This is a genomic window from Anaerospora hongkongensis, assembly GCF_004339805.1.
Classification (GTDB): Bacteria; Bacillota; Negativicutes; order Sporomusales; family DSM-15969; genus Anaerospora; species Anaerospora hongkongensis.
The window spans coordinates 77,837-89,841 of record NZ_SLUI01000015.1 but is presented as its reverse complement, the minus strand read 5'-3'; the positions used below and the strand labels follow the sequence as shown (position 1 = coordinate 89,841).

The window sequence follows — 12,005 nt, the reverse complement described above, 5'->3', positions numbered from 1 at the left end:
TCATTATTATTTACTCATTACAAAACCATATTTTTCGAAAACAGCTTTACTTTCCGGGCTAAATAAGTATGCTAAAAAAGACTCGGCTTCTTGTGCTTGTTTGGAACCGGACAATACTGCTGCGGGATAAACAATCGGCTGATGTGATCCTTCCGGAGCAGTAGCGGCGATTTTAATCTTATCGCTCGCTGCAGCATCTGTCTGATATACAATACCTGCCTCTACATTGCCTGTTTCCACGTAAGCCAGTACGGTGCGGACATCTTTGGCAAAGACAACCTTATCTTGTACCTTGTCCCAAAGCTGCAGCTTTTTCAGCACTTCCTGCGCATATTGACCGGCTGGAACTGTTGCTGTCTCCCCTAGCGCCAATTTTTGCAGCCCCGCTTTCGTCAAATCTTCGTATTTCGTGATTTCAAGTTTTGAATCCTTAGGCACAACAACTACCAGCTTATTTTCAACCAGATTTTTGCGAGTTGCTTTCTTAACAAGATTTTTTTCTTCAAGATCATTCATTTGCTTGGGAGCAGCTGATATGAAAATATCTGCGGGAGCACCCTGTTCAATTTGTTTTTGCAGTGCACCGGAAGCGCCCAGGTTATAAATCAGTTTGACATTCGGATTCTTTCCCTGATAATTTTTCTGAATTTCCGCTAAGGCATCCTTCATACTTACTGCTGCAGAGATATTCAGCTCAACGGCCTGTTTAGAAGCAGGAGCATTTTGAGCTGGTGGCGTACTGCCGCCGCATCCGGCTACAAGCAACGCCAGTGTAAGTAAAACTCCCAGAAACAACGAAAGGGTTCTTTTCATTTGATTTTCCTCCTTTATCTTTCAAAACAAGAATACCAAACATAACTGAACTAAAAAAGTATAACTCGCTGCTTTTTGCCTAATATTTATAAAAAAAGCTACACTTTTGCTATAAATAGCTAAGTCTAGCAGCTTCTTTGCTGGTTAAATTTTCACATAAGCAAACATAAACTAACAAAAACTATGTTGGCTTAATTATAATACTTGATGTATGATATTGGCAAGAAGATTTTTATCGAGGTGCCGCTATGAGTGATACGAATTCCTATACACCGGAAGAGATTGCCAATATCTTAAAGATCTCTAAATATACGGTTTATGAAATGATCAAGCGTGGTGATCTCGCAGCCTACCGCATTGGACGCAAAGTTCGTGTACAAGCTCCGGATCTTGATAGTTATATAAAAAAATCCAAAGGGATTGTTTCTTCTGCCGCGCCGAAGCTGCCGTCTGTTCCGGCCGCCGGTCAGGAGTCCCTCATCATTTGCGGCCAGGACGTCGTTTTGGACATTCTCACACGCCATTTGGAAAAAGAGTTCCCGCAAATTAAGTTTTTGCGTAATTATGTGGGCAGTATGGATGGCCTGCTTGCACTTTATCGCGGCTTAGCCAATGTAGCCACTGCTCACTTGTGGGACAGCGATACGGGAAAATACAACAGCCCTTACATTCGCCGTCTTCTGCCTGGCCACGGCGCACTGCTGATTAATCTCGTGCACCGCAATGCCGGCTTCTTTGTTGCCAAGGGTAATCCTAAAGCGATTTTATCCTGGAAAGACTTAACCAGACCGGATGTGCGCATCGTAAACCGCGAATGCGGTTCAGGCGCGAGAGTTTTGCTGGACGAGCAGCTAAAGAGCCTTTCCCTGAGCATCGACGACATCCAGGGATACTCACATGTTGAAATGAGCCATTTGGCAGTCGCCAGCACTGTTGCCCGCGGCGATGCCGATGTGGGCATTGGCATTGAAAAAGCTGCCCAGCAGGTCCAGGGCATTGATTTTATTCCTTTACAAGTGGAACGTTACGATATTGTGATCCGCAAGACAGATGCCGGAAAACCCCTGTTCCAAGCACTGATTGCCACATTGCGGTCCAAGGCTTTTTTAAACGAAGTCCAGGGGATCGGCGGCTATGATTTATCCCAGACAGGCCAGATTGTCGACGAGGTCTGAATTAATAAAACCCGTACGTTATATGTGACGTACGGGTTTTGTCATATTAAATTATACAATTGGCATGATTTTAATATCAGGCGGTATGACAAAATCAGCCTCAGTATTCGAAATCACTTGTTCTACCGTTGCACCAGGGGCCAATTCACTTAAAATTAGCCTTCCACCACTAAAATGAAAAACAGCCAGGTTGGTAACAATCATATCAACTACTGCCTTACCAGTTAGCGGCAAGGTGCATTGCTTCAAAATTTTAGCCGATCCATCTTTCGCAGTATGCTCCATGGCGACAATTACCCGTTTTGCGCCGGAGACTAAATCCATAGCCCCTCCCATTCCTGGTACAATTTTGCCGGGTACCATCCAGTTAGCCAGGTTGCCATACTGATCGACCTCCAGTGCTCCAAGTACAGTCATTGTCAAATGGCCGCCGCGAACGATGGCAAACGACATCAGGCTGTCAAACATAGCTCCTCCCGGTGCCACCGAGGCAGGTTTTCCCCCCGCATTTACTACGTCAGGATCTGCCAGCCCATTATCCGGTCCAAGTCCGACAAACCCATTCTCTGAGTGCAAAGTTACCGTAATCCCCTGGGGAATATAATCGGTTACAAGAGTTGGGATTCCAATACCCAAATTAACTAAATCTCCATCCTTTAATTCCATTGCTACGCGCCTTGCAATGATCTCTTTTGCATCCATATCTTAAGCCTCCTTTTTCGAAAGGCAGATATAATCGACAAATATACCCGCTATGGAAACTTCATCAGGATCAATTTGCCCCGTCTCCACCACTTCATCAACTTCGGCAATAACCAAATCAGCAGCCATAGCCATTACCGGGTTAAAATTACGGGCAGCTCTGCGGCATATCAGGTTTCCGCTTGTATCTGCCTTAGCAGCCTTAAGCAAGGCAACATCCGCCCGGAGCGGCTCTTCCAGGAGATAATCACGGCCCTGTACCGTAAGAACTGCTTTTTTCTCAGCGACTAATGTCCCTAATCCGGTAGCAGTCAGAACTCCTCCCAAACCAGCTCCGCCGCAGCGTATCCGCTCGGCCAGGGTTCCTTGGGGAACAAGCTCAACCTCTAAATCACCGTTATTCATTTGCTTGCCAGTCTCGGGATTGGTACCGATATGAGATACGATCACTTTTTTTACCTGCCCGTTAACGATCAGCCTGCCAATTCCCTTGTCAGGATATCCGGTATCATTTCCGATAACCGTTAGTTTTTGCGTTTTTTTACTAACAAGGGTTTGCAGAATTGTTTCTGGCGTTCCCACCGCCAAAAAACCTCCGATTGCCACCGTCATTTCATCGGTAATCAATTGCGCTACTGTTTCCTGGCTAATTAGTTTCGACATATTCCCTCCTAAAAAATTTCACTCCTGTAAGAAGCAAACTTTTGATGCAGTTTCGACCATTCCTTGTTTATTGGAACAACATAATGCCAGTTACTGCAACGACATTGCCAATAATAAACAAAATCATGGAAAAGCCAATTAAATCCCGAATACTAATTTTGGCAATCGCCAGCAGCGGAATCGCCCAGAAGGGGCACACGACATTCCAAATGCTCTCTCCCCAGGCTACCCCCATAGCCACTTTCCAAGGCTCCACTCCTAATTCTGCAGCTGCAGGCAGCATAAAAGGTGCTTGAACTACCCAGTGACCGCCAGCGGAAGGAATGAAAATACTAATAATCAACGACGAAAAATAGCAGTATAACTCAAATGTATGGTATGAGGACATACTTAAAAGCCCTTTAGAAATAATGTCAACTAAACCGCTGTCATGCATAATGCCCATAATCCCGGCGTAAAAAGGAAATTGCAAGATTATACCGCCGGCGGTAGAAGCACCTTTATTTATTGCCTTCGAATAGTTGATTAAGGAGCCATGCGCCAAAATTCCAAGAACAATAAACATAAAAATTAAGATATTAACGTTTAAGTTAAAGCCGTTTTTAGCAAAGTAAGCCACCAGAAACACCAGACCCATTAAACCGAGGGAAAAATTAAGAATTTTGCTGTTATCCATCTTATCGGCAAGATTCACTTCGCTTGTACTTACTGACAATTTATGTGACGATGCATCATTAACCTGATGATCTGTTTTACCCTCACTCAAAATTGCCGGATCAGCCAATACTTCTTCACCTTTCTTAGGAAAGAGCAGCAAGCATACCAGTGGGATCACAATAGCTAATGTAATCGTGATAAAAAGAGTCTGCGGGTGAAAGATAGTCTGACTTAATGGAACTAACCCCATTTGTTTTTCAAATAAATGCCCTTTTGTATTGATAACCAGCGGCACTGATGCCGAAAGTCCGCCATGAGTAATAATGATTCCGGAAAAAGCAGCGGTCACAAGCAGGCGAAAATCAACATTCGGATGGATTTTCGCTGCTTCCCTCGCTAACAGGCCGCCTGCAATCAAGCCTAAACCCCAGTTAAAATAGTACAAGACCATGGAAGCAAACCCGATAAATAAGATTGTCTGCTTCGGCGTTTTGGGTATTAAGACAAGACGCCGTAAGAAGTTATTGACCATATCCGCTGAAGCTAACGCGTAGCCGGTAACCAGAACCATTGTCATCTGCATGGCAAAAGTTAGAATGCCAAAGAAACCGTTGCCCCAGTAAGTAATGATATCCATTGGGGACTTATGGGTAATGAACATTGCCATCCCACAGACGACCAGCGTAATCAGCCAGGCAATTGTAAAAGGATCGGGCAAGTATTTTTGCATAAAATTAACAAAAAACATCAATAGCCGATTAATCAAATTGTTCACTTCCACTCTAATTATTTGTTGGTCATCCGCTTTCCCCGCGTCCCGGAGCTTCCTAAACTCCGGGGACACAGGAAAACCTTATACGTAATACTCTGAGGCTTTCAGCTGGTGAATGAGCTTCTTCATAAATTTCCTTCTAATTTCCGGAGTTTCTTCCGGTGAATAGGTATAGAATCCTTCCCCTGATTTGATACCTAACTTGCCTTCACTTACTTTCTGGTGTAAAAGAGGATTGGCGCATTGCGAATTATCCATAACTTTCAGCAGGTTATCACCTACGACACACCAGATATCCAAACCGCCAAAATCGGCAACTTCCAGCTGCCCGGTTGTAGCATACCGGAAAGCGGGGCCAAATTTCAAGGCTTTATCTATATCTGCCGGTTCTGCAATCCCCTGCTCAATAATCGAAAAAACCTCTCTTGCCACCCCCTGCTGAATGCGATTGGCAACTAAACCCGGTACGTCTTTTAAAACCTTAACCGTTTGTTTTTTTATGGAGCTATATAGTCTTTCTACCTCTTCATATAGCTCGGCCGGCATATTGCCAAAAAAGGATAATTCCACAATCGGCATTAAATGTCCGGGATTGTACCAATGATTTACCATGATACGTTTTTTGCGCTCGGGTCCGACCAGCTGCATCATTGGATTGAGTGGGAGACTGGAGGTATTACTGGCAAAAATCGTTGTATCCGGACAGAATTCATCCAGCTGCTTAAAGAGCTGCTGCTTAAGTTCCACAATTTCCGGCGCCGCTTCAATGACAAAATCCCGGTCAGCTACCGTCGCTTTTAGATCAGTATGGACCGTAATCCGGTTAAGCGTCTCCTGTACAGCCTCTGCTGCAATAAAAGCTTCTTCAACCAACATTTCGAGTTCTTGCTTCATTAACTCTTTTGCTTTAGCAAGCGCCTGCTCGCTCGTATCATATAAATTTACATTATAGCCGTAAAGTGCAAAAGTTTCGGCAATCCCATGGCCCATTGTGCCTGCGCCGATAACGCCAATTTTTTTAATCATGCGAGTTTCCCTGCCTTGTTTTATTTTGATAGACCAAGAATTTTCCGGGCCTCAGCAGGTGTTGCAACCTGTTGATTAGCCTCTTTGATTAATCGTCCTGCTCTTTCGACAAACTCGGCATTTGATTTTGCCAACCTGTCTTTCGCATAAAATACGTTATCTTCCATCCCGACCCGGACATGTCCGCCCAGTGCCAGGGTTGCAAGCAAAATTGGTAAGTGACCTGCACCAATTCCGAACGCTGACCACGTCGAATCCTGAGGAATCAGACTTTTCAAATAGACCAGATTTTCGACTGTTGCCGCAGTACCGCCGGGTGCGCCTAGTACGAATTGGAAATGCAGTGGTGCTTTTAGTACGCCTTTTTTCAAATAATACAGCGAGTTATATACCATTCCGGAATCGAAAATTTCGATTTCCGGTTTTACGTTATATTCCTGCATGGTATTACCGAGCTTTTCTAAAAATAGCGGATGGTTTAAGAATATGCCGCTATGCATCCAATTCATTGTACCGGCATCATAAGAAGCCATTTCCGGCTGCAGTTCCATCAGATGCACCATCCTGGTTTCATCAGTGGCATGCAAGTCACCGGATGTGGTAAGGTTCAAAATAATATCACATTTGCTCCTAATTAATTCAACTGTTTCCCGGAATTTTTCTTTGTTCATCGTACCCTTGCCTTCATCATCACGCATATGAAGATGGGCGACAGCAGCCCCTGCCTTCCAGCACTCAACAACGTCATTAGCAATCTCTTTCGGTGTCAAAGGTACTGCCGGATTATGTTCTTTCGTTGGAAATGCTCCAGTTGTAGCAACAGTAATAATGGTTTTCTTCATGTAATCACCTCAAAAAATTTTATACAAATAACAATAGCAAGAACTGTGCCACCGCACGCTGCCAGTAATTATGCGGCACCAAGCTACCAAGAATAAAAGGGACCGATGAAAAAATTCATCGGTCCCGCAGGAAAAATAACTGAATATTATTAATTTTAAGGATAAACTCGTGATGATAAATATCATCATGTGTGATTCGTTTTTTCATCGCGCAGCTGTATTCCAAGCTTTTTTGCTTTTTTGACAATAGTTGATTGATCTACTTTTAGTATTTTAGCCGCTTTTCTTGTGCTTCCATATGCGTTTAAAATTTTTTCAATCGTTTTCCTTTCTACATTTTCCACAATTTGTTTTAACCCTAATTCTTCATTTATCCCATCAAACGGCAGCTCAATATTTAATATATTTTTAACCTTCTCTGCACTAATAATGGCATGAGAATCACAAATAATAACAAGCCTTTCTATAATATTTTGCAGTTCCCTACTATTTCCAGGCCACGTATAATGGCCTAAAACGTCTAATGCTGCGCGCTCAAAGGTTGTATGCTTACTGTATTTAGCATTGTACATTGCCAGGAAATGCCTGGTTAAATCTTCAATGTCACCTGCTCTTGCCCGCAAGGGCGGGATATGAATAGGAAACACGCTCAATCGATAATACAAATCTTCCCTAAATCTTCCTTTTTTAACAAATTCCTTTAAATCAGAATTTGTCACCGCAAGAATTCGAACGTCCAGCTTGATCGGCTTTGTACCGCCAATCCGGACGATCTCCTTATATTGTATGACTCGCAGCAGCTTCGATTGCAGCTCAATTGGCATATCGCCAATCTCATCAAGCAGCAGCGTTCCTTTATCAGCAAGCTCAAATAGCCCCATTTTACCTGAAGTTGCCGCTCCGGTATAGGCACCTTTTTCATAGCCAAATAATTCTGCCTCTAATAACGTTGCTGGGATAGCCGCACAATTCACTTTGATAAACGGGCCGCTGTTTCTACTACTCTGCAGATACACTTCATTAGCCACAACCTCTTTGCCCGCTCCTGTTTCACCTGTAATCAGGAGGGTAACGTCTAAATTGGCTACCTGGCTGATCTGCTTAATGACCTGCTGCATTTCCACACTGTTTCCAATTAGATTGGTATTTAACTGCATGCTGCGTAAATGTTCAATTTCCTGTTTCTTTTTTATCGTCGCATCTTCTACGGCTTTAATCTTTTGCTGCGATTCCTCCAGCTCTGCTTTCATGGCGAGAAGATCGGTAATTTCCCGGTCAATTACCACCACCTTTTTAACATTGCCCTCTGTATCAAACAGGGGGTTTCCGGTTATTAGCATTTTTATGCCGTTACGCGAGCTTTCCCCCATCGCATTTACTTGTTTTTTCTTTCTGAGAACTTCAGGTGTAACCGCATTCTTATATAGGCCGCTCCGTACTAAATCACCGACGTTTTTGCCGATAACTTCTTCCGGTCTTATTCCGGTGATTCTAGTATACGCGCTATTTACATACAGCGTTTTCCCTTCACCGTCTGTGATATATATGCCATCATACAGACTTTCTCCGATTTGCCTGAAGTCAAATTCATGCAATAGCTTCAATTCAGTGAGCAGCTTATCTAAGTTATCTATCGTCTCTGTATGCATTGCAGGAGCACCCTTATTCAGGCTATCGATCAGATCACACACAAAGTGGATATCCCACAAGTTTTCATCCAAACTAATCCCTCCTTAAAGCTAATTCTGTTTTCGCCAGCCGCTGTCCATTTTTTTGGGGGGGCTATTGTGGGCATAATGATGTTTGCTTTATTGTTGTACGTTCGGGCTATAGTTAAACTATTCTAGACCTTGGATGAAAAGCCCTTGTGCTACGTGGAACGATGGCTAATGAATCTAGCTAACGCTTCTCCGCACTCCTGCAAGGCAATAAAAAAATCACTGCCTTGTTTTAAAGGGGGCAGTGGTTTTTCTGCTATTCAATCAAATTAACATGCCGTCAAGCCGCCGTCTACCGTCCAGATGGCACCGGTAACAAAGGCTGCCGCCGGTGAGGCCAGGAAGCAGATGACGTGGGCCACCTCTTTTGCAGTCCCGATCCGGCCCAGTGGATACATTAGCTTCATCTCATCCAGGTACTGTTGAGGATTGTCAGCCGCTGCCACTTGTTTATCGAGAAGTGGAGTGGCCACATCACCGGGGCATACGCAATTGACGCGGATGCCATAGGGAGCAGCTTCGAGGGAAAGAGCTTTGGTAAAGGCGACGACCGCACCTTTGGCCGCACAATAAGCAGTACATAAAAGATTACCTCTCAGTCCGGCGTCAGAAGCAATATTTACAATTGCTCCTTCGCCGGTCTTACGCAGCTCAGGAACGGCAAACTTAGAAATAAAATAGGTCCCTTTCAAATTGATATCAACAACATTCTGAAAGTCTGTTTCCGTTGTCTCGGCAATCAGCTTTTCCAGGTAAATTCCTGCCGCATTCACCACTACGTCCAGCCGTCCAAACCGTTCCACTGTCTGCCGTACAATTTGCCTGCATTCATCATGGACCGCTACATCACCTTGAATAAAGTAAAGCTTTTGGTCTGCCTGCTGCCATGTCGTAATCAACTGCTTTCCCTTTACTGGATCACGTCCGTTGATTGCAACACTGGCTCCCATTTTCAAAAATATCTCAGCTGCTGCCAAGCCAATACCGGAAGTCCCACCAGTGATCAGTATGACTTTTCCATTCCACTGTGCCACTATATATCCCTCGTTTTTGCAGTTTCGCTACGCTGTTAACGCGTTACCTTTTTTCTAACAGTATTATAGCATGCCCCATAGCGATCTACCACTAACCGCAAAACCGACCTTAAGCTTATTTGGCGATCTTGGCATTTCTTTTTACTTAGCGCAGCAGTCTTAAGCCACTGGCAATTACCAGCAAAGTACTGCCTTCATGCCCAATAACGCCAAGCGGTAAGGTAACATTATCGAAAAACGTACCTGCAACCAGTGCCACGACCACAGCCATGGCAAAAGCCAGATTCTGCTTTACTACCTTGCCGGTGCGGCGGCCGAGAGCAACAACCTCGGCGACCTTTGTAATGTCGTCAGCCATGAGGACAACATTCGCCGTCTCCAAAGCAACATCCGTACCGGCGGCTCCCATGGCAATCCCAACCGAAGCGGCGGCTAAGGCTGGCGCATCATTTACCCCATCACCGACCATTGCCACTTTGCCGTCCCGCGAGGTTAATTCCTTGATGATTTTTACCTTTTGCTCCGGATAAAGACCGGCATATACTTCATCAACGCCGGCTTCCACACCAAGCGCCCGTGCGGTGGACAGCTTATCACCTGTAAGCATGACCACTTTTATCCCCATTTGCCGTAAAGCCCTGACTGCAGCCTTAGCCTGAGGACGAAGGCTGTCCTGAATAGCCAGCAGACCTTGCAACACACCAGCTGACTGGACATAAATAATGGTTTTTCCCTGCTTCTCCAATTGCTCAATTACCTGTTCCTGTTCAGCAGGCATGCTTTTTTGCTGCAGGCAGTCTATATTACCGATGCTGAATTCCGTATCCTGTACCCTTCCATGTATCCCAGCTCCGGGAACTGCCTGCAGCTTGGATGCGGTGGGCAGCTCCAGCCCCCTGGCCTTGGCGGTTTCCACAATTGCCCTGGCAATGGGGTGCTCTGACAAGGTTTCCAGAGCAGCAGTACAACGCAATACCTCATTCTCACTTTGGGCACCAAAGGAAATAATATCGGTAACTTGCGGCCTACCTTCCGTCAGTGTACCGGTTTTATCGAAAGCAACTACCTTAATTTCACCGCTGTTTTCAAGGTGAACACCGCCTTTAAACAGGATTCCCTGCCTCGCACCGTTCGAAATAGCCGATAATACGGCGGGCATGATAGAGGAAACTAAGGCACATGGCGAAGCAACCACCAGAAAAATCATGGTGCGATATATCGCTGCTTCCCAGGTAAAATGAAACATGGAAGGCAGTACCAGCAGTAATACTATCGCCGTCCCTACTACAAGCTTGGCATAAATGCCTTCAAAGCGCTCGACAAACAGCTGACTAGGCGGCATTTCACTTTGCGCCTCCTGTACCAGCCGGATGATTTTCGCCAGCAAAGTTGCTTCGGCCTGCTTCGTCACTTCAATCCGTAAAGCGCCCTGCCCATTGATTGTTCCGGCATACACTTCGTCTCCTGCCCCTTTATCGACAGGAATGGATTCACCGGTAATGGAAGACTGATCAATAGCTGAATAGCCATCCTGAATTATTCCGTCAGCAGGGATACGCTCGCCTGGTTTCGTCAAAACCACGTCACCTGCTCTGAGGTCCTCTACCCGTACCTGCAGCTGTGCGGTTCCTCGCAGCACAAGGGCCTTTTCCGGACGAAGCTTCATAATGGAACGAATATCATGATTTGTTTTTTCCAGCGTATACCCTTCCAGCACACTACTTAATGCAAAAATAAAAATTAGGATTGCCCCATCCTGCCAATAGCCAATACTGGCTGCACCGATTGCCGCAATCACCATCAGCAGATCAACATCAAGATCCCGTTCTACGATAAGTGTTTGTAAGCCTTCCCAGGCTTTGCGGTATCCTCCCGTCACATAGGCTGCAATATACAGGGGCACCTCCATATTGCTCCAGCCGCGCATTCCTGCCTGCCACGCCCCAATTGCCAGCACGGCACTTACAACGGTTGTCAGCATCGCTCCATGCTGTTCCCAGAATACACTGACAGACCGGTCTTTCCTGTACTCAGCCACAACTGCACTATTCATTCCCCGCGCCCCCTTCTTGCTTAGCGGCTAAAAAGCCTCATTATTTACTTTGCGCAGCAGCTTGGTCAACTGCCCGCTTTCTTCTTCACTCAGGGCCGCCATTACTTGCTCTGTCAGCTTCGTATGGTATTGATGGTGTTCTTCAAAAGCCTTTTGCCCTTTCGGTGTAAGCGTAATTAAATAAACGCGGCGGTCTTCCTTATGCGGCTCTCTTGTGGCATATTCTTTTTTCTCTAAGCGGTCAACAGTAACCGTTGTTGTCCCGGTGGTCACGCCTGAACGCTGAGCCAGGCTCCGCATATTCATTTGTCCATATGTACCCAGAATTTCAATTGCATGTGCTTCGGCTACCGTTAAATCACTTGACCGGATAACGGAGTTTTCCCACGAGGAAAAGCAGTTGAAAAAAGTGAACAGCTCATGGGTCAGTTCATCAATATTCTCCATATCTGTACCTCTTTCTTATTTTATTTTTCAAACTATCATAAATACTTATTATTTGAATATCAAACTAATTGTAATGCAAGTTATTCTCACTTGTCAACACACA

Annotated in this window: 11 protein-coding genes; 1 reads left to right on the top strand and 10 read right to left on the bottom strand. The window is 45.1% G+C overall.

All coding sequences use genetic code 11. The annotated features are described in order from the left end of the window. Positions 1–6 precede the first annotated feature (6 nt). Entirely contained in the window at positions 7–813 is an 807-nt protein-coding gene (modA, locus tag EV210_RS18805; RefSeq protein WP_132082907.1) for a molybdate ABC transporter substrate-binding protein, read from the bottom strand. Positions 814–1,061: 248 nt separating this feature from the next. Between modA and EV210_RS18800 the strand changes: the two genes are divergently transcribed. Then, a complete protein-coding gene (locus EV210_RS18800; protein WP_132082906.1) occupies positions 1,062–1,988 on the top strand; it encodes a helix-turn-helix transcriptional regulator in 927 nt (308 codons plus the stop codon). A 51-nt stretch (positions 1,989–2,039) separates the two neighbouring features. Here EV210_RS18800 and EV210_RS18795 read toward each other — a convergent pair whose 3' ends face one another. The 9 genes from EV210_RS18795 to EV210_RS18755 all read right to left on the bottom strand — a co-directional run bounded on the left by EV210_RS18795 (position 2,040) and on the right by EV210_RS18755 (position 11,902). Then, positions 2,040–2,690 (bottom strand): 3-oxoacid CoA-transferase subunit B, encoded by a 651-nt coding sequence (locus tag EV210_RS18795; protein WP_132082905.1) that lies wholly within the window; start codon positions 2,688–2,690, stop codon positions 2,040–2,042. A gap of 3 nt (positions 2,691–2,693) precedes the next feature. After that, on the bottom strand, positions 2,694–3,353 hold the full coding sequence (locus EV210_RS18790; protein WP_132082904.1) for a CoA transferase subunit A: 660 nt from the start codon (positions 3,351–3,353) through the stop codon (positions 2,694–2,696). Positions 3,354–3,420: 67 nt separating this feature from the next. Further along, positions 3,421–4,776, bottom strand: coding sequence for a short-chain fatty acid transporter (locus tag EV210_RS18785; protein ID WP_132082903.1), 1,356 nt, complete (start codon positions 4,774–4,776; stop codon positions 3,421–3,423). 87 nt (positions 4,777–4,863) lie between these two features. Continuing rightward, positions 4,864–5,808: a 3-hydroxyacyl-CoA dehydrogenase family protein gene (locus tag EV210_RS18780; protein ID WP_132082902.1), complete on the bottom strand. Its 945-nt coding sequence runs from the start codon at positions 5,806–5,808 to the stop codon at positions 4,864–4,866. A gap of 20 nt (positions 5,809–5,828) precedes the next feature. Further along, on the bottom strand, positions 5,829–6,650 hold the full coding sequence (locus tag EV210_RS18775) for a beta-keto acid cleavage family enzyme (protein WP_132082901.1): 822 nt from the start codon (positions 6,648–6,650) through the stop codon (positions 5,829–5,831). Positions 6,651–6,835: 185 nt separating this feature from the next. After that, positions 6,836–8,371 (bottom strand): sigma-54 interaction domain-containing protein, encoded by a 1,536-nt coding sequence (locus EV210_RS18770; RefSeq protein ID WP_207900776.1) that lies wholly within the window; start codon positions 8,369–8,371, stop codon positions 6,836–6,838. 266 nt (positions 8,372–8,637) lie between these two features. Continuing rightward, the gene (locus tag EV210_RS18765; protein ID WP_132082900.1) at positions 8,638–9,405 is read right to left on the bottom strand and encodes an SDR family NAD(P)-dependent oxidoreductase; all 768 of its coding nucleotides are present in this window, start codon (positions 9,403–9,405) and stop codon (positions 8,638–8,640) included. Between the two features lie 142 nt (positions 9,406–9,547). Beyond that, positions 9,548–11,455 (bottom strand): heavy metal translocating P-type ATPase, encoded by a 1,908-nt coding sequence (locus EV210_RS18760; protein WP_132082899.1) that lies wholly within the window; start codon positions 11,453–11,455, stop codon positions 9,548–9,550. Between the two features lie 27 nt (positions 11,456–11,482). Continuing rightward, positions 11,483–11,902 (bottom strand): MarR family winged helix-turn-helix transcriptional regulator, encoded by a 420-nt coding sequence (locus tag EV210_RS18755; RefSeq protein ID WP_132082898.1) that lies wholly within the window; start codon positions 11,900–11,902, stop codon positions 11,483–11,485. Between the last annotated feature and the right edge of the window lie 103 nt (positions 11,903–12,005).